This is a genomic window from Aeromonas piscicola (genome assembly GCF_000820005.1).
Lineage (GTDB): Bacteria > Pseudomonadota > Gammaproteobacteria > Enterobacterales > Aeromonadaceae > Aeromonas > Aeromonas piscicola.
Map to the genome: position 1 here is coordinate 17,887 of NZ_CDBL01000077.1, position 26,869 is coordinate 44,755.

Consider the following 26,869-nt stretch of genomic DNA (forward strand, 5'->3'; position numbering starts at 1 on the left):
GGTGGCGAGGAGCGCCTCTAAAGCATGAACAACAAGCTGCGTGGCTATGTACGCCCCGATGGGGACGATGCCCGGGTCGAGGCCTGGGGCTGGCCCGAGATGGAGGTCGAATCTGAGGTCGAGACCAATGCCCTCGGGCTGACACCGGATTGGTATCGGCAGGAGGAAGAGGCGCCGGTCGAGGAGCCGGCAGAGGAGCCGACCCCCAGCATCACGGCAGAAGAGCTGGAAGCCATCCGTCAGGCCGCCTGGGACGAGGGCATGGCCGAAGGCCAGGCCGCCGGCTTTGCCAAGGGGCTGGAGGAGGGCAAGCTGGAAGGCCTGCAACAGGGCCATGCCGCCGGGCTGGAGCAGGGCAAGGAGGAGGGACTGGCCATGGGCCGCGAGCTGGTGGATCAGCAACTGGCCCATTGGCAGTCACTGGTCGATCGTCTCGCCACCCCCCTCAACGAGCTGGATCAGGCGGTGGAGCAGCAACTCATCGCCCTGATGCTGCAGCTGACCCGCGCCCTCATCCGGCACGAGGCCGAGACATCTCCCCGCATCTTGCTGGAGGCCCTCAAACAGGGGCTGGCCTTGCTGCCTGCCGCCGAGCTGGGGGTTACCCTGATGCTGCATCCCGATGACATCACCCGGGTCGAGCAGGCGTTCGGGGTGGAAGAGTGCGCCAAGCGTCACTGGCGGCTGCAAAGCGATCCCACCCTCTCCCTTGGCGATTTGCAGCTGGCGACCGAACTCTCCAGCATCGACCTGACGCTGTCGGGGCGCATCGATCAACTGCTGCGCAACTTCTTGCGGGACAATCACGAATAACCTGCGGCGGCCCGCTTCAGGCATGACCCATCTCAATATCGCATATCAGGAGGCCAGATGAGCGGCTCGTTACTCACTCGATTGCAAGGGTATCGGGTGCGCGATATCGCGCCCAAGCCGCCCGTCGCCGGCAAATTGACCCGGGTGGTGGGGCTCACGCTGGAAGCCATTGGCTGCCGCGCCGCCATCGGTGCCCTCTGTCGCATCGATACCCAGGACGGGATGCTGGAGGCCGAAGTGGTGGGTTTCTCCGGCGATCACCTGTTCCTGATGCCGAGCGAGCAGCTCAAGGGGGTCATCCCGGGTGCCCGTGTGGTGCCCATCACAGAGGAGCACGGCATTCCGGTCGGCATGAACCTGCTGGGTCGGGTCATAGATGGCATAGGCCAGCCGCTGGACGGGCTTGGCCCCATCCTCTCCTCCCAGACGGTGCAGTTTGCCCAGCACCGCATCAATCCGCTCTCCCGTCGTCCCATCCATCAACCCATGGACGTGGGAGTGCGCGCCATCAACGCCGTGTTGACCGTGGGTCAAGGCCAGCGGATGGGGCTGTTCGCAGGCTCGGGCGTCGGCAAGTCTGTGCTGCTCGGCATGATGACTCGTGGCTCGGTGGCGGACGTGGTGGTGGTGGGCCTCATCGGTGAGCGGGGCCGGGAAGTAAAAGAGTTTATCGAAGACATTCTGGGGGAGGAGGGGCGTGCCCGCTCCGTGGTGGTGGCAGCCCCGGCCGACGCCTCGCCCCTGATGCGCCTCAAGGGGTGCGAGACGGCGCTGGCCATTGCCGAATACTTTCGTGATCAGGGGCTCAACGTGCTGCTCTTGATGGATTCGCTGACCCGTTACGCCCAGGCCCAGCGTGAAATCGCGCTGGCGGTGGGTGAGCCGCCGGCGACCAAGGGGTATCCGCCCTCGGTATTTGCCAAATTACCGGCGCTGGTGGAGCGGGCCGGCAACGGCAGCGACGGCCAGGGCTCCATCACCGCCTTCTTCACCGTGCTGACCGAGGGGGATGATTTGCAAGACCCCATCGCCGATGCGGCACGGGCCATCCTCGACGGCCACATAGTCCTGTCGCGCGAACTGGCCGATGCGGGCCACTACCCGGCCATCGACATCGAAAAATCCATCAGCCGGGTCATGCCCATGGTCACTTCGCCCCAGCACATGGAGCTGGCGCGGACCCTCAAGCAGTTCTACTCCCTCTATCAGCAAAACCGGGATCTCATCACCATAGGCGCTTACAGCCAGGGTTCGGATCCCCGCATCGATCGTGCCATCGTTCAAAAACCCTATCTGGATCAGTTCTTGCAACAGGGTATGCGCGAGGTCATTCACTACGATGAGGGCCTGCAATCCCTGCAACTGGTGGCCATGCCCCTGATGCGTTGACGATGTGATGAAGAGGGAAGGCGGTCATGAGTAAAGGCTTGGTGATGTTGTCCGAGCGGCTGGTGGAGGCCGAACAGCAGGCGGCACTGGCGCTGGCGAAGGCCCAGCAGGATCTGAAAATCTTCATGGAGCAGCAGGAGGCGCTCAACCAGTATCGCCAGATCTATCATCAGCAGTGGACAGATCGCGGTCTGCAGGGCATAGCTGCCCAGCAGAATGCCCAGTACCACGCCTTCATCAACAAGCTTGAGCAAGCGGCCACCCAGCAGTACGAAGGTGTGCTGCAGGTGCGCCAGGCACTGGCGTTGCGGCGCGAAGAGTGGCTGGCCGCCCAGCAGAGGCGCAAGGCGGTGGAGTTGCTGCTGGCCAAGCAGGCCGGGCGCGAGCAGCAGAAGGCCCAGCGTCAGGAGCAGAAGATGCTGGATGAGTACGCCATGCTGCGCCGCTTCCATCATTCTGGCCTGTAACTTGCTTTATTCTGCCCATCCAGTGTGCGCCTCACCGCCATCGCGTTCGTGAGGGCCGCACCAGAACCCGATTGTCGTCAGGGATTTTCATCATGATGCAGACACTGCTAACCAATACCCCCCCCGTTCAGGCTGCTGCGCCTGCCGACAAGAGTGCTCAGCTCCAACCCCCCTCCGACAACGGTGAACCGACGCCACAGGGTGAACCGAAAGGCGGTTTCTCCGATGCGATGGCCAAGGCCCAGGCAAATGGTGCGCCGGTGACCAAGGCCGCTCAGGCGGCTACGAGCGAGCCGAAGGCCGGTAGTCAGGTCGTCACTGGCCAGGTGGCCGATGACAAAGGTGCCAGTGACAAGCACGCCGATGCCAAATCTTTGGCGAATGCCACCGAAGGCTCGGCGGCCACCGACGATAAAAAGAAAAAAACGGAGGAGGCCGAGAGCAGTGCCTCTCCCATCGATTTCTTGCAGCGTCTGCAAGATGCCCTCAAGCAGGACACCAGCCTGGTCTCCCCCGCGCCCCTCAACCTTATAACGACCGCGTCAGCCGTGGAAACGGACGGCAATATGTTGCCGCAAGCGGGGGAGGGCGCAGAGGCGGCCGATGTGCTGGTCGGCGCGGGTGACAAGCCGCTTACCCTGGATGACAGAAAAGCCGCAACCGGCGCCGCTTTGCAGGCACAACAGGCCGCCAGCCTGCTCAAGGGGGAAGGGGTCGAGGTGCCGGCAGCTGAAGGCGAGGCGCAAGCCATGGAGAGCGATGCTGCCGCCATGGCTGCCCAGCTGAAAGACGCAGGCAAGGATCCGAAAGAGGCAGGCAAGGACAAAGGGGCGGCTGGCACCGACAAAGCGGGCCTCACCGGCGCCGAGCGGGCCGCCTTGCTGAGCAAGGTGTTGCCGACCGAGGCGGTGGACAAGGCCGCCAAAGGCGAGGGGAACAAGTCCGTCGAGATCGATGCCAGCGCCAAACCCGTCACTCCTTCCATGAGCAACAAGGAGGGGGTCGAGAAGGCACATCCCCAGCGTGCGATGGAGCAGGCCGTGCCCACCCAGACGAGCGCCACCAGGGCGTTTGAAGCGGGTCAGGAGCGGGTCGACACGGATACGACCCGCTCGACGGACGGTGCTCAGGCCAGAGGCGCTGCCGAGGGGGGCGAGCAGGCCCAGGCCAGGGCGGCCACGGCCGCCAAGTCAGAGAGTCCGCTGGCCACTGCCAGCAGCAGCGCCACGGCACCGGCTACCCAGCAACCAGCCGAACCCGTGTTGACGGCCCCGCAACAGGTGCTGGCCAGCAGTGAATCCCAAGGGCCGCAGGCCTCGCTGAGTGCCTTGTCGGCCGGGATCAAGCAGATGGAGGCCAGCGAAGGCCGCGAGTCTGCCAAGGTCAGGAGCGAGGTCAAGGTGGACGTGAAGCAGAAGGTGGCCGAGTTTGGCAAAGGCAGCGCCCTCGGGACCGAGTCCAGCACCCACGACAGTAACCATAGCCAGCAGGTTCAGCAGAACAGCCAGCCCCAGGTGGCCAACAACGACAGCAAGCCCACGGTCGATATAGCGGCGCGGCGTGATCCCCAGAATCTGCCACACCTCAAGCTGGCCAATCCGGAGGCGCCGGCCCAGCTGCACCAGAAGGTGAACCTGATGCTGGCGGACAAGTTGCAGCAGGCGGAGATCCAGCTCGACCCCCTTGGCCTTGGCAAGATGAAGATCCAGATCCAGATTGGCGCCGACAACCAGGCCAACGTGCACTTCGTGGTACAACATGGTCAGACCCGCGAAATGCTGGAGCAGGCCATGCCACGGCTGCGTGATATGTTGGCCGGGCAGGGCATCCAGCTCGGTCAGACCATAGTGCAACAGCAGCCGCAGCAACAGTCACAGGGTCAGTCGGCATTTGCCGGACAGGGCCAGCAAGGTCAAAAAGAGAGCGGAACTTTTGCCGAAACAGGCCAAACTGAGGCAGAGGTCTCAGCCGCAGGCAGTCGTTTGCTGACGGAATCGACAAACGACAGCGGAATTGATTTCTATGCTTGATGCCAGCCTGAGTAAGTTTATGATATCGAACAAGTTTGAGACTAGGGTGGACAAGGGATGGCAGATGATAACGAACTGACGCTGAAAGACCCGGCGGCAGGCAAGAAAAAGAAGCTGATCATGGTAGTCGCCCTGGCCGTGATTGTGCTGGGCGGCGGTGCCGGTGCCTGGCTGATGCTGTCCGGCGGCGACAAGCCGGCGGCCGAAGCCGCGGCGGAAGGGAAGGATGCCAAGCCCAAGGAGGAAGCGGTCCAGCCCTCGCTCTACGTGGGCATGCCGCGTCCCTTCGTGTTCAACGTCTCGGGTGGTCAGCGGGATCGGCTGGTGCAGATCAAGATCCAGCTGATGGTGCGTGGCGCCGCCGACGAGGCCCTGGCCAAGCAGAATATCCCCCTGATCGAAGGCACCCTGCTGCGGGTCTTCAGCGCCGCCACCAGCGAGCAGCTGATGACCTTCGAAGGCAAGGAGAAGCTGCGCAAGGATTCACTGGAAGAGTGCCGTCGGGTGCTCAATGACCTGGTCTCTTCCCCCGTTATCGAACAAGTGCTGTTTACCGGCTTTGTAATGCAATAAGGGTGATGCGTGAGCGATCTGTTAAGTCAGGACGAAATTGATGCCCTCTTGCACGGTGTCGATGATGTCGAAGAGGAAGAGATAGGCGCGGCGGGCGATCCCGGCGTCGCCCAGTTTGACTTCTCCTCCCAGGACCGCATCGTCCGTGGTCGCATGCCGACCCTGGAGCTGGTGAACGAGCGTTTCGCCCGCCACATGCGGATCAGCCTGTTCAACATGATGCGCCGCACCGCCGAGGTCTCCATCAACGGCGTGCAGATGCTCAAGTTCGGCGAGTACGTCCATACCCTGTTCGTGCCGACCAGCCTGAACATGGTGCGTTTCCGTCCGCTCAAGGGCACGGCCCTCATCACCATGGAAGCCCGCCTGGTGTTCATCCTGGTGGAGAACTTCTTCGGCGGCGATGGCCGCTATCACGCCAAGATCGAGGGGCGCGAGTTCACCCCCACCGAGCGGCGCATCATCCAGATGCTGCTCAAGCTGGTATTCGAGGATTACAAGGATGCCTGGGCGCCGGTGATGGATGTCGGCTTCGAATACCTCGACTCCGAGGTGAACCCGGCCATGGCCAACATCGTCAGCCCCACCGAGGTGATCGTCGTGAGCTCGTTCCACATCGAGCTCGATGGCGGCGGCGGGGATTTCCACGTGGCCATGCCTTACTCCATGCTGGAGCCCATCCGCGAGCTGCTGGATGCCGGCGTGCAGAGTGACAAGGGTGATACTGACGTGCGCTGGAGCAAGGCGCTGCGCGACGAAATCATGGACGTCAAGGTCGAGCTCAGAGCCAAGCTGCTGGAAACGGATCTGACCCTGCGCGAGCTGATGGAGCTGCGACCCGGTGACATCATACCGGTGGAGATGCCGGAGAACCTGCTGGTCTATGTGGAAGATTTGCCTACCTTCCACGCCAAGATGGGGCGGACCAAGGAGAATGTGGCGCTCAAGATTACCGACAAACTCAAACGCCCGGAAGGGGTCAAGACAGAGATGCATCTGGTGACCCGGGGCGGCATACGCATCGATGGTGAGGCCGAGCTGGAAGAGCTCGAGCGCAGCATCGAAGATCAACAGCGATAACATGGACTGCCTGTCACGACAGACGGTCACGAAGCAGCATAAGGAAGCAAGATGAGCGGAACTGATGAAGAGGATCTGATGGCGGACGCCTGGGCAGCAGCCCTGGAAGAGCAGGTGATTGCCGAAGCCAAGCCGGCTCCCCTTGAGGAGCTGACCGATGACGCCCCCATCAGTGCCGAGGAGCGGCGCAAGCTCGACACCATACTCGACATCCCGGTCACCATTGCCATGGAAGTGGGCCGCAGCCAGATCAGCATCCGCAACCTGCTGCAGTTGAACCAGGGCTCGGTAGTGGAGCTGGATCGGGTGGCTGGCGAGCCGCTGGACGTGCTGGTCAACGGCACCCTGATCGCCCACGGCGAGGTGGTGGTGGTGAACGACAAGTTCGGTATCCGTCTGACCGATGTCATCAGTCAGATTGAAAGGATCAAGAAACTCAAATGATCAGAACCATTGCGCTGACCGATGTCATCATCAATCAGGCTGAAAGGATCAAAAAACTCACATGATCCGCATGTTCCCGTTACTGCTGTTGTCCCTCCCTGCACTGGCCAATCCCGGTGCGGGGGCCAATCCCCCCAGCCTCACCTCCTGGCTGCTCTCCAGTCTGATGGTCATAGGCCTCATCTTGGTGCTGGGCTTTCTACTCAAGAAGAGCAAGATAGCCACCGCCATGGGCGGCGGCCAGATGCGGGTCATCGCCAGCCTGCCGGTGGGCTACAAGGAGAAGCTGCTGGTGGTCAAGGTGGGCGAGCAGCAACTGCTGATCGGGGTGACGCCGCAGCAGGTCAACTTCCTCTATCGCCTGGAGGCGCCGCTGGACGAGAGCCAGCCCCAGGCGTTTTCCCAGCAGCTTGGCAAATTGATGGGCAAGCATGAAAAAACCTAACCGCTTATGGTCACAGCTTGGGCTGCTGGTCGGCCTGTTGGCAGCCTTGGTCCTGTTGTCACCGCTAGCACTGGCCCAGGATGGCATGTCGGCTGTGACCATCAAGACCATGGCGGACGGCAGTCAGGAATACAGCCTGACCCTGCAAGTGCTGGCGCTGATGACGGCGCTCTCCTTCTTGCCGGCCATGGTCATCATGATGACCTCGTTTACCCGCATCATCATAGTGCTGGGCATACTGCGCCAGGCCATAGGTCTGCAGCAGAGCCCCTCCAACCAGGTGTTGATCGGTATCGCCCTTTTTATGTCGTTCTTCATCATGTCGCCGGTGCTGGATCGCATCAACAACGAGGCGCTGCAGCCCTATCTGGCCGAGACGATCCAGGCAAAGGAGGCGCTGGAGAAGGCCGAGCTGCCCATCCATCAATTCATGCTGGCCCAGACCCGGATCAAGGATCTCAACACCTTCATGGAGATAGCCAACGTGCAGGTGGACAAGCCCGCCGAGGTGCCGCTGCGGGTGCTGATCCCGGCGTTTGTCACCAGCGAGCTGAAGACCGCCTTCCAGATAGGCTTCATGCTGTTTCTGCCCTTCCTGGTGATCGATCTGGTGGTGGCCAGTATCCTGATGGCCATGGGGATGATGATGCTGTCGCCTATGCTGGTGTCACTGCCGTTCAAGCTGATGCTGTTCGTCATGGTGGATGGCTGGAACCTGATCCTGGGCTCCCTGGCCAACAGCTTCGGGCTGGGTGCCGGTGGTTAAGTCGGACAAACGCAAGGAGCAAGCAGCATGAGTCCGGAAACCTTTATCGACGTCTTTCGCGAGGCACTCTGGCTGGTGACCATCATGGTGTGCGCCGTGATCCTGCCCAGTCTGTGCGTCGGCCTGCTGGTGGCCATCTTTCAGGCCGCCACCTCCATCAACGAGCAGACTCTGAGCTTCCTGCCCCGTCTCATCGTCACCCTGTTCGCGCTGGGGGCGGGCGCGCACTGGGGCTTGCAGAGTCTGATGGACTTCTTCCTGCTGATGGTGAGCCAAATACCCGAGGTGGTGGGATGAGTCATGCCCGGCAAGCGTCAGGGACGTCCTCTGACGGCCCGCTGATGGCGACATGTCATTTCACTCCTGGGGTGGCGAGATGACCTACACGACCGCTCTCATCATGGAGTGGTTGTCTTCCATCCTCTGGCCGCTGGCGCGGGTGAGCGGCCTCTTGATGGTGATGGCGGTGTTTGGCAGTCGCCTGACTCCCGCTCGCATCCGTATCGGGTTGGCGCTGGCGCTGACCTTCATGATCGCCCCCCTGTTACCCCCCATGCCCAAGATAGAGCTGTTCTCCGTCGGCAGTTTTCTGGTGTTGACCCAGCAGTTGCTCATCGGCATCGCGCTTGGCCTCATGACCCAGTTCCTGATGGAAAGCTTCGTGATGGCAGGTCAGGTCATCGCCATGCAGACCAGTCTGGGCTTTGCCACCCTAGTGGATCCCATGAATGGCCAGTCGGCCCCCGTGGTGGGCCAGTTCTACCTGATGCTGGCGACCCTGGTGTTTCTGGCGGTGGATGGCCACCTCATCATGCTGCGCATGGTGGTGCTGAGCTTTGACACCTTGCCGGTCTCAGATGCCGGGCTTACCCTGCCTGCCATCCGCAGTCTGGTCGGATTCCTGGGGGTCATGTACCAGGCCTCGCTGGTGATGGCGCTGTCGGCCATCATCGCACTGTTGCTCATCAACTTTGCGTTCGGCGTCATGACTCGGGCGGCGCCTCAGCTCAACATCTTCAGCATAGGTTTTGCGGTCAGCATGATGTCCGGGCTGCTCATCCTCTGGCTTACCATAGGTGGTTTCCTCGGCCACTTCGACTCCATGTGGGAGCGGGTGCAGGAGACCAGTTGCGAGCTCATCAACGTCCAGTGTTTCGGTGGCCAGAATGGCTGATTGCGGGCGGCTGGGTAGTAAACGACTCGATGCCTTCCGGGGGCGAGCACAACTGAGCAAGCTCCTGCGTGTCGGAGGTCGACAGCATGGCTGATACCGATCAGGAACGTACCGAACAACCCACGGGCAAACGACTGCAACAGGCCCGGGAAAAAGGGCAGATTGCACGTTCCAAGGAGCTGGGTACCGCCAGCGTCCTGCTGGCGGCCGTCTTTGGTCTCTTGATGATCAAGGAGAGTCTGGCCGGCGCCATGGTCAAGATCCTCACCATAGGTTTCACGCTTGATCGGGATCAGGCCTTCGATCCCAACGCCATGGGGGCCATGGTGCCTGCCCTGTTGAGGGAGCTGTTGCATCCGCTTGGCCTGCTGTTCATGCTGGTGGCCATAGCCGCCTTCATCGGTAACACCCTGATGGGGGGCATGAACTTTTCCTCCGAGGCCATGCTGCCCAAGTGGAGCAAGCTGAGCCCGCTCAACGGCATCAAACGGATGTTTGGGGTGCAGTCTCTGGTCGAGCTGATCAAGTCCATCGCCAAGGTGGTGTTCATCACCCTGTTTGCCTGGTGGATGCTGTCGAGCCAGTTCAACCACCTGCTCAACCTCTCCCTGGAGGGTTATCCGGGCGGCATCATAGATGCACTGGATCTGCTGCTGTGGATGCTGATCATCCTCTGCTGCGCCCTCATCCCCATCGTGGCCATAGACGTGCCGTTCCAGCAGTGGAACCACATGCGCCAGCTCAAGATGACCAAGCAGGAGGTCAAGGACGAATTCAAGGACAGCGAGGGCAAGCCCGAGGTGAAGGGGCGGATCCGCCGCTTGCAAATGGAGATGGCGATGCGCCGCATGATGGGGGATGTGCCCAAGGCGGACGTGGTCATCACCAACCCGACCCACTACTCGGTGGCGCTCAAATACGACACCGCCAAGCCGGGGGCCGCGCCTAAGGTAGTGGCCAAGGGCACTGATGAAATAGCGATGAAGATCAGGGAGATAGCAAGGGAGTACGAGATCCCTATCATGCCCTCTCCCGGGCTCACCCGCGCCATCTTTCACTCCACCGAGATAGGTCATGAGATACCGGAAGGGCTGTTTGCCGCCGTGGCTCAGGTGCTGGCCTATGTGTATCAGCTCAAGAAGTTCCGCCGTGGCCGTGGCCGACGCCCCAATCCGCTCGCCACCGAGCTGCCTATTCCGCCTGAATTCCGCAAATGACAAACTTCTGACACAGTCAAAATAAAATCATTTAAAATCAATGCATTGAATTGTTGGCTTGATGTTTGCTTTAATCTTGCACCAGCGGTTTGAGATTGAGAAAAACGATGAAATTCCAGGCATCATTGGGCCGATTGAAAGAGCACAGAGGATTGCTGACCAAGGGGGTGGGGACACCGCTGCTGGTGCTGGCGTCTCTGGGTATGGTCGTGCTGCCCATACCGCCGCTGATGCTGGATGTACTCTTCTCCTTCAATATTGCGCTTTCCATAGTGGTGCTGCTGGTCGCCGTTTACACCCGGCGCCCCCTGGAATTTGCCGCTTTTCCAACCGTCTTGCTGCTCGCCACCTTGCTGCGCCTGGCGCTCAACGTGGCGTCAACCCGGGTGGTCTTGCTGGAAGGTCACAACGGCAGTGCGGCGGCCGGTCATGTGATCGAGGCGTTCGGCAACGTGGTGATCGGCGGCAACTATGCGGTCGGCATCATCGTCTTTACGATCCTGATGATCATCAACTTCGTGGTGATCACCAAGGGTGCCGGGCGGATTGCCGAGGTGAGCGCCCGCTTTACCCTGGATGCCATGCCTGGCAAACAGATGGCCATAGATGCCGATTTGAACGCCGGCCTCATCAACCAGGAAGAGGCGAAGAAGCGTCGCCAGGATGTGACCCAGGAGGCCGACTTCTACGGCTCCATGGACGGTGCTTCCAAATTCGTGAAGGGGGATGCCGTTGCGGGCATCATGATCCTCTTCATCAACATCATAGGTGGCTTCATCATCGGCATGATGCAGCACCAGCTCACCTTCAGCGAGTCAGCCGAGATCTATACCCTGCTTGCCATAGGTGACGGTCTGGTTGCCCAGATCCCCTCCCTGCTGCTCTCCATTGCCGCGGCCATCATAGTGACCCGGCAGAACACGGATCAGGATATGGGCACGGCGGTGCTGGGTCAGTTGTTTGACAACCCCAAGGCGCTGATCATCTCGGCCGGCATACTGCTGATGATGGGGCTGGTACCCGGCATGCCGCACTTTGCCTTCCTGAGCTTGGGGGCCCTCTCGGCTGCCGGTGCCTGGTGGTTGCTGCGCCGCGAGAAGCGGGCCGCCGCCAAGGCTGCCAAGGGTGAACTGATGCCCACCACGGCCGATCAACCCCATGAGCAGAAAGAGCTGAGCTGGGATGACGTGATGCCGGTGGACATCATAGGGCTGGAGGTGGGCTATCAGCTCATCCCGCTGGTGGATCGCAATCAGGGCGGAGAACTGCTCAACCGGATCAAGGGAGTGCGCAAGAAACTTTCCCAGGAGCTGGGCTTTCTGGTGCCGGCCGTGCACATTCGCGACAACCTGGATCTCGCGCCAAACCAATATCGCATCACCTTGATGGGGGTCAGTACCGGCGAGGCCAATGTTTACCATGATAAGGAGATGGCCATCAATCCAGGTCAGGTGTTCGGCCAGATCCAGGGTATCGCGACCCGGGATCCCGCCTTCGGGCTGGAAGCCGTGTGGGTCGCCAAGGAGCAGGTCTCCCAGGCCCAGACCCTCGGTTATACAGTAGTGGATACCGCCACCGTGGTCGCCACTCACCTGAGCCAGATCCTCTCCAATCATGCCGCCCTGCTGCTGGGTCATGACGAGGTGCAACAGCTGCTCGACATGATAGGGAAGCATCAGAACAAACTGGTGGAAGGACTGGTTCCTGAAGTCATCAGCATGGGTAACCTGGTGAAGGTATTGCAGAATTTGCTCAATGAAGGCGTGCCAATCCGCGATATGCGCACTATCCTGCAGACCCTGGTGGAATACGCCCCGCGCAGTCAGGATCCGGAAGTGCTGACGGCTGCCTGCCGTATCGCGCTGCGTCGCCTGATAGTGCAGGAGATTGCTGGCCCGGATCCCGAGCTGCCAGTGATCACCTTGGCACCAGAATTGGAACGTATATTGCATCAATCCCTGCAGGCAGGGGGTGGTGATGGCGCCGGCATAGAGCCGGGCCTGGCGGAGCGGATGCAACGCTCGCTGGTGGAAGCCACTCAACGACAAGAACTGGAAGGCCAACCGGCCGTGCTTCTGACATCAGGGATACTGCGCAATACCCTGGCGAAATTTGTCAAGAATGCCATTCCTGGATTGCGCGTTCTGTCTTATCAGGAAGTGCCTGATGACAAGCAAATCCGCATCGTCAGTGCGGTAGGACAGAACTAGTTAGCGGAGATGACGGGTGAAGATTAAGCGGTTTTTTGCCAAGGACATGCGAACGGCTCTGGCCGAGGTCAAGGAGACTCTCGGGCCCGACGCCGTCATCATGTCCAACAAGAAGGTCACAGGTGGGGTGGAGATAGTCGCCGCTGTCGATTATCAATCCCAGGTCCCGGGACCCAAAGATGCGCCGGTTCGCCGTCAGTTGAACGATGAGAGCGTCAATATCTCGTCTGCCGGACGGCAGATGACCCGTCCTGCGCCAACCCAGGCTCAGGAACAGAACGAACACTATGCCGATACCCTGGCCGCGCTGCTGGCGCGTCAGCAGAAGTTGAACCCGGCCAATCCGGCCGGTCTCAAGGGGGCTGCACCCGTTGCCGCCGCCGGTTCAGCTCCCCGCACGCTGGCCGAACAGGGCCAGTGGGGGGCGGCTCCCGAGCCCGCCAAGCCGAAGGCCAGGACGGCCGCTCCTGGCCGCGCTTCCCAGCCCGCACAACGGGAGCCCGAGATGGAAGGGATGCGTAAGGAGATGGCCAGCATCCGCAAGTTGCTGGAGCACCAGATCTCCGGGCTGATGTGGCAGGAGGTGGAACGTCGCGAGCCGATGCGAGCCCTGCTCATCAAGGAGCTCAAGAAGATAGGCTTTGACGATGCGTTTGCCGATCAGCTGGCGGGCCTCATCCCCGAGGACATGTCCATCCATCAGGCCATGGCCCAGCTGGCCGAAGTACTGACTGCCCAGCTCAAGATCAGCGAAGACGATATTTTACGTCAGGGTGGGGCGGTTGCCCTGCTCGGACCGACCGGGGTGGGCAAGACCACCACCATCGCCAAACTGGCGGCGCGGTTTGCCATGAAGTATGGCGCCGAGCAGGTGGCGCTTATCACCACGGACAACTACCGGATCGGTGCCCATGAGCAGTTGCAGACCTATGGTCGCATCATGGGGTGCCCGGTGCGGCAGGTGAGGGATGCCGAGGAGCTGGCCAATGCGCTCTATCAGTTCCGCCATCGTCGGCTGGTACTGATCGATACCGCCGGGGTGGGGCAGCGGGATATCCGTCTGACCGAGCAGCTCGATACCCTGGTCAAGAATGCCAAGGTACGCATCCGCAGCTACCTGGTGATGTCCGCCACTTCCCAGCGTCGGGTGATGCAGGAGGCGGTGGACCATTTCCGGCGTATTCCATTAAGCGGCTGCATACTTACCAAATTGGATGAGAGTCTGAATCTGGGCGAAGTGATTAACGTGTGTATCCAGAATGCACTGCCCATCAGCTATATCACTGATGGACAAAGGGTTCCGGAAGATATTCAAGTTGCCAATGCGGCGCAGCTCGTCGGAGCTGCCATGGGCTCGCTGGAGCGGGAAACAGAAGAACCCTATTTCTGGGGTGCAGGCTTTGGCGAGGCCGAAGATTCGGAGTTTTATGAGTAACATGTATATGGATCAGGCGAGTGGTCTGCGCAAAATGCGTCAAAACAATCGAGTAAAAGTGATCGCCGTTTCCGGTGGCAAGGGTGGCGTGGGCAAGACCAACGTGACCCTGAACGTGGCTGGCGCCATGGCCGCACAAGGCAAACGGGTGATGGTACTGGACGCCGACCTTGGCCTTGCTAACGTTGACGTTATGCTGGGGCTGCGGGTACACCGCAACCTCTCCCATGTCCTGGCTGGCGAGTGCACCATAGACGACATCATAGTCGAGGGTCCCTACGGCATGATGATAGTGCCAGCTACATCAGGCACCCAGTCCATGGTCGAGCTCTCTCCGGTGCAGCATGCCGAACTGATCCGCGCCTTCAGCGAGATGAAGACCCAGGTCGACATACTGCTGGTGGATACGGCGGCGGGGATCTCCGACATGGTGCTGAGCTTCACCCGCGCCGCCCAGGACATCATGATAGTGGTGTGCGATGAGCCTACCTCCATCACGGATGCCTACGCGCTGATCAAGATCCTCTCCAAGGATCATGGCGTGTTTCGCTTCAAGGTGGTAGCCAACATGGTGCGCAGCCTGCGCGAAGGGCAGGAGCTCTACGCCAAGCTGACCCGGGTCACGGACCGCTTTCTGGATACCTCGCTGGAGCTGGTGGCGTGCGTACCTTACGACACCAACCTGCGCGCCGCCGTGCGCAAGCAGAAGCTGATAGTCGAAGCCTTCCCCAAGTCGCCTGCGGCGCTGGCGTTTCGCGCCCTCGCCAACAAGGCGGCAAGCTGGCCCATTCCTAACCAACCCGGCGGTCATCTCGAATTTTTCCTGGAAAATTTGCTGCAAAGGCCGGTCATAGCACAGGAAGGTTCCCGTGAATAAAGCCCAAGCGTACTTGCGTCATCAGGATTCCTATGTGCTGGTCGAGCGTCATGCTCCGCTGGTGAAACGGATTGCCCAGCATTTGTTGGCTCGCCTGCCAAGCAGTGTCTTGCTGGATGACCTGATCCAGGCAGGTATGATTGGGCTGCTCGAAGCTTCCCGCAACTTTGACGGCAGCAAGGGCGCCAGCTTTGAAACCTATGCCGGGATCCGCATCCGCGGCTCCATGCTCGATGAGATCCGGCGGGGGGACTGGGTGCCACGCTCGGTGCACCGCAACAGCCGCTCCATCGCCGAAGCCATCGAAAATGTTGAACAAGCGCACGGTCGTGATGCCCGTGATACCGAGGTGGCCGCCCAGATGGGGGTCAGCCTCGGCGAGTATCACACCATGCTGCAGGATGTCTCCTGCGGCAAGATCATCGGAATCGAGGATCTGGGGGTCAGCGAGGATGTGATCGGCCACCCCGACGATGCTGCAAGCAACAGCGGGTTTGACGAACTGGCGGCCGAGCGTTTCCAAGGCGCCTTGGCCGAACACATAGGCCGTCTGCCGGAACGGGAAGCGCTGGTCCTCTCCCTTTACTACGATGAAGAACTGAACTTGCGTGAAATAGGCGAGGTATTGAACGTCAGCGAGTCTCGCGTGAGCCAGATACACAGTCAGGCCATGCACAGATTACGCGCTCGTTTAAGAGATTGGCATGTATAAGTGTTTGTACTGGCTACACTGAAACAAAACTCTAAGGCATAATCCGCAAAACAAAACCTGCGATCTGCATCATGTAAGTGAGCCGCTATGGCGGCTATTTAGGAGGGAATTTTGGACAAGAACATGAAAATCCTCATTGTTGACGATTTTTCAACGATGCGCCGGATTATCAAGAACTTGCTGCGTGACCTGGGATTTAACAATACCCACGAAGCAGATGATGGCAACACGGCCTTGCCAATGTTGAAAAATGGTGATTTTCAGTTTGTCGTCACCGACTGGAATATGCCCGGTATGCAAGGTATTGACTTGCTCAAGGCTATTCGTGTCGATGACAAGCTCAAGCACCTGCCGGTACTGATGGTAACGGCTGAAGCCAAGCGCGAACAGATCATTGAAGCCGCCCAGGCTGGCGTCAATGGCTATATCGTCAAGCCTTTCACCGCTGCAACGCTCAAAGAGAAACTCGACAAAATCTTTGAACGAATCGGCTAAGGAGCAGCAGGGATGAAGGCCAAAACGAGTGCAATGATTTCGCTCGATCAGGCAAGGATGCTTGTTGCTCATCTTGAGCAAGGCGAATTTGAACAGGCCGATACTATCATCGCAGATGCATGTGCTCCCAATGCGGCAGCTCTGTTTGACAAAGTGGGTCAACTGACCCGGCAACTGCACAGCTCCTTACAAGATTTCCGGCTGGATTCCCGGATCCCCGACTTGGCAACCCATGAAATTCCCGATGCCCGGGAACGTCTCAGCTACGTCATTGACATGACAGACAAGGCAGCCAACCGCACCATGGATGCGGTGGAAGCCAGTTTGCCGATTGCCGACCGGCTCAATGACAACATTCAGCTGGTTATGCCCAACTGGAATGCCTTGATGAGCAGGGACATGAATGTCGGGCAATTTAAGTCTTTGTGTCACCAACTGGATGATTTTATTAAGGCTTCTGAATCTGATGCCGATAAATTACGGCAACTGCTGACAGAGATCCTGATGGCGCAAGATTTTCAGGATTTGACCGGCCAGATGATCCGCAAGGTCATCAAGTTGGTTCAGGAAGTTGAAACTAAATTAATAGAAATGCTGACTATGTTTGGTGAGGCATCTGTTGAGCATTCATCTCGCAGCCTTCCTGTAAGCGGGATTGAAGCTGAGGGCCCCATCATGAACCCTGAGACTCGTTCCGATGTGGTCAATGGTCAGGATGATGTGGACGATCTGCTGTCTAGCCTGGGATTTTAATGGAGTGACGCATGGCCTTCGAAGTTGATGAAGACATACTGCAAGACTTTTTGGTCGAAGCATCCGAAATATTGGAACAGTTGTCCGAACAACTGGTCGACTTGGAAAAGCGACCCGATGACAAGAATCTGTTGAATGCCATATTTCGCGGCTTCCATACCGTCAAAGGCGGCGCCGGTTTTCTCTCTCTGGGTGAGTTGGTAGACGTTTGTCACGGTGCCGAAAACGTGTTCGATATCTTGCGCAATGGCAAGCGAACCGTCACGGCCGAATTGATGGATGTTATTTTGCAGGCGCTGGATGCCATCAATGTGATGTTTGCCCAGGTGCAAAATCGCGAACCGCCTAGCCCTGCCTCCGCTGAAATTCTGCATGACCTGCATGAGCTCTGCAAACCAGAAGGCGAGGAGCAGTTGTTGACCGCCTCGGCGGGCAATAGTGCGCCCGCTGAGGCTGCGGCATCTGCTGACGAGGTGATCGCTGCTCCTGAGCCTGAAGCGGTTGCCGAACCCGTTGCAGTCAATGGTGGCGGCTCTATCGATGAGATCTCGGCCGATGAGTTCGAGCGCTTGCTCGATGAACTGCATGGCGTCGGCGGAGCCCCGACTCCGGTTGCGAGTCCAGTGCTGACCGGTACGGGGGATATCACAGACGACGAGTTTGAAGCCTTGCTCGACCAGTTGCATGGTCAGGGTCAGCATAGCGGCGCACCTGAGACCAATCCGTTGAAGTCGGTGCAAAAAGAGGTTGACGAGCTGATCGATGATGATGAGTTCGAACGCCTGCTCGATGAGTTGCATGGTCGTGGTCAAGGGCCAAAAACCAGCATCACGCCCCCTGTTGCACCTACAGTCGCCACGCCGGAGCCAGCCGCCCCTGTGGCGCCGGCCCCCGTTGCCAAGCCAACGCCTGCACCTGCACCCAAACCGGCAGCCGCGCCTGTTGCTGCCGCCAAACCGGCACCGGCCCCCGTCAAGCAAGCCACTGCGCCAGCAGAGAATGCGGTGCAAAGCGATACCACTGTGCGGGTGGATACCAAGACCCTGGACGTCATCATGAACATGGTGGGGGAACTGGTGCTGGTACGTAATCGTTTGGTGAGCCTCGGGATCGCCAGCAACGATGAAGACATGTCAAAAGCGGTTGCCAATCTGGATGTGGTGACCGCAGATCTGCAAGGCGCCGTGATGAAGACGCGCATGCAGCCCATCAAGAAAGTATTCGGCCGCTTCCCCCGGGTCGTGCGCGATCTGGCCCGCACCCTCAAGAAAGATATTGAGCTGGTGATGGTCGGGGAAGAGACAGATCTGGACAAGAACCTAGTTGAGGCCCTGGCCGATCCGCTGGTTCACTTGGTGCGCAACTCCTGCGACCATGGGGTCGAGATGCCGGATGTGCGGGAAAAAGCGGGCAAGCCACGGCAGGGTACCATTACCCTGAGCGCTTCCCAGCAGGGTGACCACATTCTGCTTTGTATCGAAGACGATGGCGCTGGCATGGATCCGGAGAAGCTCAAGTCCATCGCCATCAATCGTGGCGTACTGGATGCAGACACGGCGGCGCGCATGAGTGACAGCGATGCCTATAACCTGATTTTTGCTCCCGGTTTCTCGACCAAGTCCGAGATTTCCGATATCTCCGGCCGTGGTGTTGGCATGGATGTGGTGAAGACCAGCATAGTGAGCCTCAATGGCTCTGTGCATATCGACTCTACCTGGGGTAAGGGCACTCGCCTCGAGATCAAGGTGCCCTTGACCCTAGCCATCTTGCCAACGCTGATGGTGGAAGTGGGCGAGCAGACATTTGCCTTGCCGCTGGGGTGTGTGAACGAGATTTTCCATCTGGACCTCAAGAAGGCCAACATGGTGGACGGTCAGCTCACCATCATAGTGCGCGACAAGGCCATCCCGCTCTTCTACCTGCACAAGTGGCTGGTAAAAGGGACAAACAAAAAGTCACGGCAGGATACGGGCCATGTGGTCATAGTGCAGATTGGCACTCAGCAGATAGGCTTTGTCGTGGATAATCTGATTGGCCAGGAAGAGGTGGTGATCAAGCCGCTGGACAACCTGCTGCAAGGAACCCCTGGCATGGCCGGGGCTACCATCACCAGCGATGGTGGTATTGCACTCATTCTGGATGTGCCGAGTCTGCTCAAAGCATATGCGCGTAGACATTGATAGCTCAGGCCCAAGGAGTTAGAAAAATAACAATGGCAGTCAAGGTATTAGTTGTCGACGACTCGAGCTTCTTCCGCCGCCGGGTCAGTGAGATCATCAATCAGGATCCTATGCTGACGGTGATCGATACGGCCCAGAATGGACGAGAAGCGGTAGACAAAGCACTGGCTCTGCGGCCGGATGTGATCACCATGGACATTGAGATGCCCGTGATGGATGGCATCAGTGCCGTGCGCGAGATCATGGCCAAGTGTCCTACTCCGATCCTGATGTTTTCCTCCCTGACCCATGAAGGGGCCAAGGCCACCCTCGATGCCCTGGATGCAGGCGCCCTCGACTTCCTGCCCAAGAAGTTCGAAGACATAGCCCGTGACAAGGACGAAGCCGTTCGCTTGTTGCAACAGCGGGTCAAGGAGATATCGCGCAAGCGCTTCCTGATGGCCGCGTCCGCCAGGCCAAAAGCGCCTGAACCTGCCGCTCGCAGCCCACTGGGCGGCTCGTTGTCACGTCCCGGCGATCGCCAGGTCGAGCCACAACGAGTCGCGCCGGTTGCCGCGTTTAAACGCAGCGGGAAAACCTACCAGCTGGTGGCTATCGGCACCTCTACCGGTGGCCCGGTGGCCCTGCAAAACGTGCTGACCAAATTGCCGGGCGATTTCCCTCATCCCATTCTGCTGATCCAGCACATGCCGGCAACCTTTACCGCCGCATTTGCCGCTCGCCTCAATGGTCTGTGCCAGATCGGGGTCAAGGAAGCGGAGGATGGTGATGTACTCAAACCCGGTCACGCCTATCTGGCTCCGGGTGGCAAACAGATGTTACTGGAAGGGCGTGGAGTTGGTGCTCGCATCCGGATCGTCGATGGCAATGACAAGGTCAACTACAAGCCGTGCGTGGACATCACCTTTGCATCGGCAGCCAAGACCTATGCCGACAAAGTACTTGCCATCGTATTGACCGGCATGGGGGCTGATGGTCGGGATGGCGCGCGTCTGCTCAAGGAGCAGGGCTCCACCATCTGGGCCCAGGATGAAGCTTCTTGCGTCGTATACGGTATGCCGCAAGCCGTCGCCAAGGCGGGCATCGCCACTGAGTCACTGCCGCTGGACCGGGTAGCACAACGTATTCTGGTTGAGCTGGGTCGCTAAAGATGGGCATGTTTGGCCTGATCCTGGCTCTGGGAGCCATTGCCATTGCTCAGCTATGGCATGGCGGCACCCTGCTCACCCTGCTCGATGGACCGGCATTTGTCATTGTCGTCGGTGGCACCTGGGGTGCCGTCATTTTGCAGACGCCGCGCAAATATCTGCTCGAGGCGATCAGGCAGCTGCGCTGGATGTTGTTCCCCCCTGGTTGGGATCTGGTCAATCAGGCTGAACGCTTGCAGGTATGGGCGGTGTTCGCCCGCCAGCAGGGCCTGCTGGCGCTTGAAAATCAGGCCGATCAGGAGAGTGACGAGTTCACGCGTCAGGGGCTCACCATGATAGTAGACGGGGTGTCGATAGATGATATTCGCATGTTGCTGGAAGCAGACATCGACATCGAGCAGGAGCGTAACGAGCACTCGGCCCGTGTCTTCGAGGCCATGGGGGGATACAGTCCGACCATCGGCATCATAGGCGCCGTGATGGGTCTGATCCAGGCCATGTTCCATCTGGAGGACCCGGCAGCCCTCGGTGCTGGCATTGCCGTTGCATTTGTTGCCACTATTTACGGGGTCGGCTTTGCCAACCTCTTTTATCTGCCGATTGCCAACCGCCTGCGTGCTTTTCATTATCATTACGCCCTGTTCCAGGAGATGACGCTGGAAGGTTTGATGGCGATTGCTCACGGTGAGAATGGCCCGCAGGTTGAACGGCGGTTGAAGGCTTATCTGAAAGGAGAGTAGCCATGCGCAAGCGCTATCGTTTGCATCTGCAAGGTCGAGAACATCTCGATCGCTGGCTGGTTTCCTACGCCGACTACATGACGCTGATCTTTGCGCTGTTTGTGGTGCTCTATTCGGTGGCGCTGGTCAACAAAGACAAATATCGCGCCGTCATCGACGGCATGACTCAAGCGTTCAACGTCATGCAGCCACGCAGTGATGGCCTGCTGGAAGGGCAGGGGAAGTCGCTGTTGAACAACGAGGTATCGGCTGCCCCCTCAGTGCTGGAGAGTGCTTTGCCGCCTTCTCCCTCCCTCGCTCCCATCTCCGGTGTGCCCATCAAACAAGATGGTATGACGCTTGCGAAGATAGACACGCAGCTGAAAGAGAGCATGGGCACTCTGGTCGATGCCGGGGTGGTCAAGCTCACGCTGGACGACAATTGGTTGACGGTGGAGTTGAGCTCGGGTCTCTTGTTTGGCAGCGGCAGTGCTTTTATGAGCACCAATGCCGACCCAGTGCTCAATACGCTTTCAGATATTCTGAAGCCGGTCGATAACTATGTGAGAGTAAGAGGCTATACAGATAACCAGCAGATAAATAATGAAATTTTTCGCTCCAACTGGACTCTGTCAGCGGCAAGGGCCGAGGCCGTGCTCACCGCTCTCATTGCCAAGGGCATAGCACCCCAGCGGCTTGCCTACGAGGCATACGGGGAGTTTTCTCCCTTTGCCGGGAATGACAGCGAGCAGGGACGCTTACAGAATCGCAAGGTGGTGGTCGCTATTTCCAAGTTCGCCTGGGCGCCACCCGCTCCCGTCAAGCCTGTGATGGTGGAGCCGGTTCCTGCAGTGCAACAGGCGGTAGAGGCAGGCGAGGTCAAGGTGATCACTCTGCCAGGTGGTGGCATACGCATAACAACAAGGCAGGATTGATACAGTGATTGTTTGGACGGTTGCCAACCAAAAAGGTGGGGTCGGTAAAACCACCACAGTGGTCTCGTTAGCCGGTATCCTGGCTCAGCGCGGCCAGCGGGTGCTATTGATTGACACCGATCCCCATGCTTCCCTGACCTCTTATCTCGATTTTGACTCGGATCGGCTGGACGGTACCCTCTATGAGCTGTTTCAGGCCGCCAAACCGACGGCCGAGCTGGTCAATAAACTGACGCTGCGAACCAAGTTTGAGAACATCCACCTGCTGCCCGCCTCCATTACCCTGGCTACTCTGGATCGGGTGATGGGCAACCGGGAAGGCATGGGGTTGGTGATCAAGCGTGCCCTGCTGCGCATTCAGGATCAGTATGACTACGTGCTCATCGACTGTCCGCCTGTACTGGGGGTCATGATGGTCAACGCCCTGGCCGCCTGCGATCGGATTCTGGTGCCGGTTCAGACCGAGTTCCTGGCCCTCAAGGGGTTGGAGCGGATGATGAAGACCTTCGAGATCATGCAGCGATCCAAGCGGGAGAAGTTCCGCTTCACCGTGATACCCACCATGTTTGACAAGCGTACCCGTGCCTCTCTGATGACACTGAAGTCCATCAAGGATCAACATGGCGATGCGGTATGGAACGCTGTCATCCCCATAGACACCAAGTTTCGGGATGCCAGCTTGCTCCACATTCCTCCTTCCATTTATTCGCCGAGTAGTCGCGGCACTTATGCCTATGAGACCTTGCTCAACTATCTTGATGCCCAGGAGCGTCAACGTGCTCATGAGGTGGCATCATGAGTGACACGACCCAAGTCAGGGCCATGGATGATTACTTCCACTCCCTGTTGCTGGATGAGGCGCTGTTGCCTGAACTGCCAGAGGTGCCGGAACCTGCGCCCGTTGTCCGGCTGCAACGCCAGCCTCAGGTGCAGCCCGAGGTGGTGGTACAGCCCTATCTGGAGGCAGATGAGCGACTCGAACAACTGAGCGAGCTGCTTGCCCAGGTGGGTCAGGTACAGTTTGAGATGGACGCCCTGAGCCACGAAGAGGTGATCAGCGAGCCTCTGCAGATCGAGGCCGAAGATGCCTTGCTGCCGGTTGAACCCGTATGGCCGGAGGAGATGCCAGCCACTGCGGTGGTAGAGCCATCGGCGCTGGTGATGACAGAGATGGCGGTGGAACTGGCCCCTCAGGCAGAAGTCGTACCATCTACCTGGGAGAATATCGATACCGGCAAGGAGTTCCAGGCGCTCTTCTTCGAAGTTGCCGGCGTCACCTTCGCGGTGCCCCTGACCGAGCTTGGCGGTATCCATCAGCTGGGAGAGGTCTCGTCACTGTTCGGTCAGCCGGATTGGTACCGTGGCATCATGACCTCGCGCGAGCAGAAGATGAATGTGGTGGATACGGCGCAGTGGGTGATGCCGGGTCAGCATCTGGAAATAGCAGATTACAAATATCTGATCATGCTGGGCGAATCCCCCTGGGGACTCGCCTGCCATCATCTGAAGGGCACAGAGTTATTGCATCGTGATCAGGTCAAATGGCGTCACCAGGAGGGCAAGCGCCCTTGGCTGGCAGGCATGGTCAAGGAGAAGATGTGTGCCCTGCTGCACGTCAGGGAATTGCTCCTGTTGCTGGAGCGTGGGGTCAACATAGAAGGTCGCTGATAACTTCTGCACTTGTGCTGTTTTATTGCTAGTTTTACCAGTAGACGTTTTCATAAAAGGAATAAAAACATGACAGAAAAGCGCAATATTGCACAGAATCTGGCCGAAGATGAAGTGCTGCAATGGGTCACCTTCCAGCTGGAAAATGAAACCTACGGCATCAACGTGATGCAGGTGCAAGAGGTGTTGCGCTACACCGAAATCGCCCCTGTGCCAGGTGCGCCCGAGTATGTGCTGGGCATCATCAACCTGCGCGGCAACGTGGTGACTGTCATTGATACCCGCTCCCGTTTCGGCCTGCCTTCCGGCGATGTGAGCGAGAACTCGCGCATCGTCATTATCGAGGCGGAGAAACAGGTGATCGGCATCATGGTCGATAGCGTGGCCGAGGTGGTCTATCTGCGTTCCTCCGAGATCGATGCCGCCCCTGCGGTGGGTACCGAGGAGAGCGCCAAGTTCATTCAGGGCGTCAGCAACCGCGATGGTCAGCTGCTGATCCTGGTCGATCTGAACAAGCTGCTCTCCGATGAAGAGTGGGAAGATATTGGTTCCCTCTGATAGGAAAATGATGTGTTGATGATTGAAATAGCCGCCTTGGGGGTGTCCTTGCTGGCGTTGGTGCTGGCCCTGTACGGGGTGATCAGCAGCCGACGTGGCCAGCGAGAGTCCGAGGCCAAGGTGGAGACGCTGCAAGGCCAGCTTGAGAGTCTGCGCAAGCAGATGATGGAGCTGCACACGGGGGCCATCGGCATGGGTCAGCGTTTGCAGTCCGTTGAAGGGGCCATGCAGCAGGTCAATGATCGCCAGCAGGAGCTGACCCTGCAGGATCCGGAACGCCGCCTTTACAGCCGTGCCGCCAAAATGGTGGAACTGGGCGCCGACCTCGACGAGGTCATGAATGAATGTGAATTGCCGAAGGCCGAGGCAGAACTGTTGATTTCATTGCGAAAAGGCCGCTCATAGATCCTCAGGAAGGCACCCGCCTTCCTGATTTTTTTCACCCGTTTGGCGTGCCCAAAAGGCGGGATCTCCCCCACAAATCCTGCTGATAGTTGGCATCTTTGAAAAGACGCTCTCCAATATTGTGTTAATATGCAGGCCGCTTCTTTTCACTGATTACATCCTCATGCTGCTTCAAATTAACAATCTGAGCTGCGTGCGTGAAGATCGCACTCTGTTTGAACATCTCTACTTTGCGGTGGCTCCCGGCGATCTGGTGCAAATTGAAGGCCCCAACGGGGTGGGGAAGACCAGCCTGCTCCGGCTGCTGACCGGTTTGTCGCAGCCGTTTGCCGGTGAAGTGTGCTGGAATGGCGAGAATATCCGCAGCTGTCGTGATGAATATCATGCCAATCTGCTCTATCTGGGCCATCAGCCTGGCGTCAAGGCGGCGCTGACGCCGCTCGAAAATCTCACCTTCTATCAAAAGTTGCATCATCCGGCTCAAGCGACGGTGGACTTGTGGCGGGTGCTCGCCCAGGTCGGCCTGGCCGGGTTTGAGGATTATCCTACCGGGCAGCTCTCCGCCGGCCAGCAGCGTAGGGTCGCGCTGGCCAGGCTCTGGCTCAGTGACAAGCCGGCACTCTGGATCCTGGATGAGCCTTTTACCGCCATCGACAAGCAGGGAGTCAAGGTGCTGGAGCGGTTGTTCCTGGCCCATGCCGAGCGGGGTGGCATGGTGATCCTCACCACCCATCAGGACATGACTCTGATGGAAGGGCGGTTGAAGACCCTCTCCCTCACGCCCTTGCTGCAGGAGTAGTTTGATGTTGCGCGCCGTAATCCACCTTATTCATCGCGAGTTGCTGATGGCCCTGCGCCAGCGCTCCGACATACTCAACCCGCTCTGGTTCTTCCTCATCGTCATCACCTTGTTTCCCCTTGGCATAGGCCCCGAGCCCAAGCTGCTGGCCCGTATCGCACCCGGTATCATCTGGGTGGCGGCCCTGTTGGCGGCCATGCTCTCACTGGAGCGGCTGTTTCGCGATGACTTCAGCGACGGGGCGCTGGAGCAGATGATGCTGATGCCTCATCCGCTCGGGCTGCTGGCGCTGGCAAAAGTGATCGCTCACTGGTTGTTGACCGGTCTGCCACTGCTGCTGATATCCCCGCTGCTCGCCATCCTGCTGTCGCTGGACATGAACACCTATCTGGCGGTGGTCGCCACCCTGGCGCTGGGGACGCCCGTGTTGAGCCTGCTCGGGGCAGTTGGCGTCGCCCTGACGGTGGGGCTGCGCAAGGGCGGTGTCTTGCTGAGCCTGCTGATCCTGCCGCTCTATATTCCGGTACTGATTTTTGCCACGTCCGCCATCGATGCGGCGGGCATGGGGCTGCCCTATTCGGGTCAGCTCGCGATTTTGGGGGCCATGCTGGCCGGTGCGCTGACCCTGACCCCCTTGGCGGTCTCGGCGGCGCTGCGGGTCAGCGTGAACTGATGAAAGCTGTGGTAAGGCGGCTCGGGATGGGCTGTTATAAAAAATATAATTGAGATAGATCAAGGGGATGGCTGCTTATTGCTTTCGGGGGATGTGATGTTTTCCGGCAGTGGGTATGGTAGGCCTCGCCACTATATTAATAACAGAAAGGTTTTGTGAGCTATGTGGAAATGGTTGCACCCTTACGCTAAACCCGAGCGCGCCTATCAGCTGGCAGGGACCTTGCTGCCCTGGTTTGCCGTGACAAGCCTGCTGGCGTTCATCATAGGCACCCTCTGGGGCCTGGCTTTTGCCCCCGCTGATTATCAGCAGGGTGACTCCTTCCGGATCATCTACATCCATGTGCCGGCCGCCATCCTCTCCATGGGGGCTTATTCCACCATGGCGGTGGCCGCCTTCATCGGGCTGGTGTGGCAACTGCGGATGGCCGACATGACGGTGGCCGCCGTTGCGCCGGTCGGCGCCGTGTTCACCTTCATCGCGCTGTTTACCGGCGCCGCCTGGGGCAAGCCCATGTGGGGCACCTGGTGGGTATGGGATGCCCGTCTTACCTCGGAGCTTATTCTGCTGTTCCTCTATCTGGGGGTGATCGCGCTCTACAACGCCTTCAGCGACAAGGTGCTGGCCGGTCGCGCCGCCGGCATTCTGGCGCTGGTGGGGGTGATCAACCTGCCCATCATTCACTACTCGGTGGAGTGGTGGAACACTTTGCATCAGGGCGCCAGCATCACCAAGTTTGACAAGCCCTCCATCTCCCCCGAGATGCTGTGGCCGCTGCTCATCATGATACTGGCGTTTGCCACCTTCCTCGGTGCCCTCTCCCTGATGCGTTTTCGCAACGAGCTCTTGATGCGGGAGTGGCATCGCCCCTGGGTCATCGATCTTGCCAAGCAGGAGAAGTAAG

Annotated in this window: 29 protein-coding genes; all 29 read left to right on the forward strand. The window is 59.1% G+C overall.

Annotated features, from left to right (window positions below; all coding sequences use genetic code 11):
• Positions 1 to 24 precede the first annotated feature (24 nt).
• The 29 genes from fliH (at position 25) to BN1128_RS19965 (ending at position 26,868) form a co-directional block, all read left to right on the forward strand.
• The gene (gene fliH / locus BN1128_RS19825) at positions 25 to 813 is read left to right on the forward strand and encodes a flagellar assembly protein FliH (protein WP_042871988.1); all 789 of its coding nucleotides are present in this window, start codon (positions 25 to 27) and stop codon (positions 811 to 813) included.
• A 57-nt stretch (positions 814 to 870) separates the two neighbouring features.
• Positions 871 to 2,202 (forward strand): flagellar protein export ATPase FliI, encoded by a 1,332-nt coding sequence (gene fliI / locus BN1128_RS19830; RefSeq protein WP_042871990.1) that lies wholly within the window; start codon positions 871 to 873, stop codon positions 2,200 to 2,202.
• Positions 2,203 to 2,228: 26 nt separating this feature from the next.
• Positions 2,229 to 2,669 carry a flagellar export protein FliJ gene (fliJ, locus tag BN1128_RS19835; protein ID WP_042871992.1) on the forward strand — a complete coding sequence of 147 codons (441 nt, stop codon included), beginning with the start codon at positions 2,229 to 2,231 and terminating at the stop codon, positions 2,667 to 2,669.
• Positions 2,670 to 2,761: 92 nt separating this feature from the next.
• Positions 2,762 to 4,699, forward strand: a complete 1,938-nt coding sequence (locus BN1128_RS19840) for a flagellar hook-length control protein FliK (protein ID WP_042871994.1) — start codon at positions 2,762 to 2,764, stop codon at positions 4,697 to 4,699.
• A 57-nt stretch (positions 4,700 to 4,756) separates the two neighbouring features.
• A complete protein-coding gene (fliL, locus tag BN1128_RS19845; RefSeq protein WP_042871996.1) occupies positions 4,757 to 5,272 on the forward strand; it encodes a flagellar basal body-associated protein FliL in 516 nt (171 codons plus the stop codon).
• A 9-nt stretch (positions 5,273 to 5,281) separates the two neighbouring features.
• Positions 5,282 to 6,352: a flagellar motor switch protein FliM gene (fliM, locus tag BN1128_RS19850; RefSeq protein WP_042871998.1), complete on the forward strand. Its 1,071-nt coding sequence runs from the start codon at positions 5,282 to 5,284 to the stop codon at positions 6,350 to 6,352.
• A gap of 51 nt (positions 6,353 to 6,403) precedes the next feature.
• Positions 6,404 to 6,796, forward strand: a complete 393-nt coding sequence (fliN, locus tag BN1128_RS19855; RefSeq protein ID WP_017412373.1) for a flagellar motor switch protein FliN — start codon at positions 6,404 to 6,406, stop codon at positions 6,794 to 6,796.
• Positions 6,797 to 6,857: 61 nt separating this feature from the next.
• Positions 6,858 to 7,241, forward strand: coding sequence for a flagellar biosynthetic protein FliO (gene fliO, locus BN1128_RS19860; protein WP_042872000.1), 384 nt, complete (start codon positions 6,858 to 6,860; stop codon positions 7,239 to 7,241).
• Complete coding sequence (gene fliP / locus BN1128_RS19865; protein ID WP_042872002.1) at positions 7,228 to 8,007, forward strand: flagellar type III secretion system pore protein FliP; 780 nt, start codon at positions 7,228 to 7,230, stop codon at positions 8,005 to 8,007. Before fliO ends, fliP begins: the two co-directional genes overlap by 14 nt.
• 27 nt (positions 8,008 to 8,034) lie before the next feature.
• The gene (gene fliQ / locus BN1128_RS19870; RefSeq protein WP_011705282.1) at positions 8,035 to 8,304 is read left to right on the forward strand and encodes a flagellar biosynthesis protein FliQ; all 270 of its coding nucleotides are present in this window, start codon (positions 8,035 to 8,037) and stop codon (positions 8,302 to 8,304) included.
• Positions 8,305 to 8,383: 79 nt separating this feature from the next.
• On the forward strand, positions 8,384 to 9,181 hold the full coding sequence (gene fliR / locus BN1128_RS19875) for a flagellar biosynthetic protein FliR (protein WP_042872181.1): 798 nt from the start codon (positions 8,384 to 8,386) through the stop codon (positions 9,179 to 9,181).
• Positions 9,182 to 9,267: 86 nt separating this feature from the next.
• Positions 9,268 to 10,398: a flagellar biosynthesis protein FlhB gene (gene flhB / locus BN1128_RS19880; RefSeq protein WP_042872004.1), complete on the forward strand. Its 1,131-nt coding sequence runs from the start codon at positions 9,268 to 9,270 to the stop codon at positions 10,396 to 10,398.
• Positions 10,399 to 10,505: 107 nt separating this feature from the next.
• Positions 10,506 to 12,608 (forward strand): flagellar biosynthesis protein FlhA, encoded by a 2,103-nt coding sequence (flhA, locus tag BN1128_RS19885; protein ID WP_042872007.1) that lies wholly within the window; start codon positions 10,506 to 10,508, stop codon positions 12,606 to 12,608.
• A gap of 16 nt (positions 12,609 to 12,624) precedes the next feature.
• Positions 12,625 to 14,043 carry a flagellar biosynthesis GTPase FlhF gene (gene flhF, locus BN1128_RS19890; RefSeq protein ID WP_042872009.1) on the forward strand — a complete coding sequence of 473 codons (1,419 nt, stop codon included), beginning with the start codon at positions 12,625 to 12,627 and terminating at the stop codon, positions 14,041 to 14,043.
• 1 nt (position 14,044) lies between these two features.
• The gene (locus tag BN1128_RS19895) at positions 14,045 to 14,920 is read left to right on the forward strand and encodes a MinD/ParA family protein (protein WP_042872011.1); all 876 of its coding nucleotides are present in this window, start codon (positions 14,045 to 14,047) and stop codon (positions 14,918 to 14,920) included.
• Positions 14,913 to 15,632, forward strand: a complete 720-nt coding sequence (locus BN1128_RS19900; protein ID WP_042872013.1) for an RNA polymerase sigma factor FliA — start codon at positions 14,913 to 14,915, stop codon at positions 15,630 to 15,632. Before BN1128_RS19895 ends, BN1128_RS19900 begins: the two co-directional genes overlap by 8 nt.
• 123 nt (positions 15,633 to 15,755) lie before the next feature.
• Positions 15,756 to 16,127 carry a chemotaxis response regulator CheY gene (gene cheY, locus BN1128_RS19905; protein WP_005298814.1) on the forward strand — a complete coding sequence of 124 codons (372 nt, stop codon included), beginning with the start codon at positions 15,756 to 15,758 and terminating at the stop codon, positions 16,125 to 16,127.
• 12 nt (positions 16,128 to 16,139) lie between these two features.
• Complete coding sequence (locus BN1128_RS19910) at positions 16,140 to 16,880, forward strand: protein phosphatase CheZ (protein WP_042872016.1); 741 nt, start codon at positions 16,140 to 16,142, stop codon at positions 16,878 to 16,880.
• An 11-nt stretch (positions 16,881 to 16,891) separates the two neighbouring features.
• The gene (locus tag BN1128_RS19915) at positions 16,892 to 19,060 is read left to right on the forward strand and encodes a chemotaxis protein CheA (protein WP_042872018.1); all 2,169 of its coding nucleotides are present in this window, start codon (positions 16,892 to 16,894) and stop codon (positions 19,058 to 19,060) included.
• Positions 19,061 to 19,092: 32 nt separating this feature from the next.
• Positions 19,093 to 20,208, forward strand: coding sequence for a protein-glutamate methylesterase/protein-glutamine glutaminase (locus tag BN1128_RS19920; protein ID WP_042872020.1), 1,116 nt, complete (start codon positions 19,093 to 19,095; stop codon positions 20,206 to 20,208).
• A gap of 2 nt (positions 20,209 to 20,210) precedes the next feature.
• A complete protein-coding gene (locus tag BN1128_RS19925; RefSeq protein WP_042872021.1) occupies positions 20,211 to 20,948 on the forward strand; it encodes a flagellar motor protein in 738 nt (245 codons plus the stop codon).
• 2 nt (positions 20,949 to 20,950) lie between these two features.
• Positions 20,951 to 21,862 carry a flagellar motor protein MotB gene (locus tag BN1128_RS19930; RefSeq protein WP_042872023.1) on the forward strand — a complete coding sequence of 304 codons (912 nt, stop codon included), beginning with the start codon at positions 20,951 to 20,953 and terminating at the stop codon, positions 21,860 to 21,862.
• A 4-nt stretch (positions 21,863 to 21,866) separates the two neighbouring features.
• Complete coding sequence (locus BN1128_RS19935) at positions 21,867 to 22,661, forward strand: ParA family protein (RefSeq protein WP_042872024.1); 795 nt, start codon at positions 21,867 to 21,869, stop codon at positions 22,659 to 22,661.
• Positions 22,658 to 23,530 carry a chemotaxis protein CheW gene (locus BN1128_RS19940; RefSeq protein ID WP_042872026.1) on the forward strand — a complete coding sequence of 291 codons (873 nt, stop codon included), beginning with the start codon at positions 22,658 to 22,660 and terminating at the stop codon, positions 23,528 to 23,530. Before BN1128_RS19935 ends, BN1128_RS19940 begins: the two co-directional genes overlap by 4 nt.
• A 69-nt stretch (positions 23,531 to 23,599) precedes the next feature.
• Positions 23,600 to 24,088 (forward strand): chemotaxis protein CheW, encoded by a 489-nt coding sequence (locus BN1128_RS19945; RefSeq protein WP_005298836.1) that lies wholly within the window; start codon positions 23,600 to 23,602, stop codon positions 24,086 to 24,088.
• Between the two features lie 18 nt (positions 24,089 to 24,106).
• Positions 24,107 to 24,493: a DUF2802 domain-containing protein gene (locus BN1128_RS19950; RefSeq protein WP_042872028.1), complete on the forward strand. Its 387-nt coding sequence runs from the start codon at positions 24,107 to 24,109 to the stop codon at positions 24,491 to 24,493.
• A 163-nt stretch (positions 24,494 to 24,656) separates the two neighbouring features.
• Entirely contained in the window at positions 24,657 to 25,292 is a 636-nt protein-coding gene (gene ccmA, locus BN1128_RS19955; RefSeq protein WP_042872030.1) for a cytochrome c biogenesis heme-transporting ATPase CcmA, read from the forward strand.
• Between the two features lie 4 nt (positions 25,293 to 25,296).
• Positions 25,297 to 25,965, forward strand: a complete 669-nt coding sequence (ccmB, locus tag BN1128_RS19960; protein WP_042034081.1) for a heme exporter protein CcmB — start codon at positions 25,297 to 25,299, stop codon at positions 25,963 to 25,965.
• 162 nt (positions 25,966 to 26,127) lie between these two features.
• Entirely contained in the window at positions 26,128 to 26,868 is a 741-nt protein-coding gene (locus tag BN1128_RS19965; RefSeq protein WP_042872032.1) for a heme ABC transporter permease, read from the forward strand.
• Position 26,869: the final 1 nt, after the last annotated feature.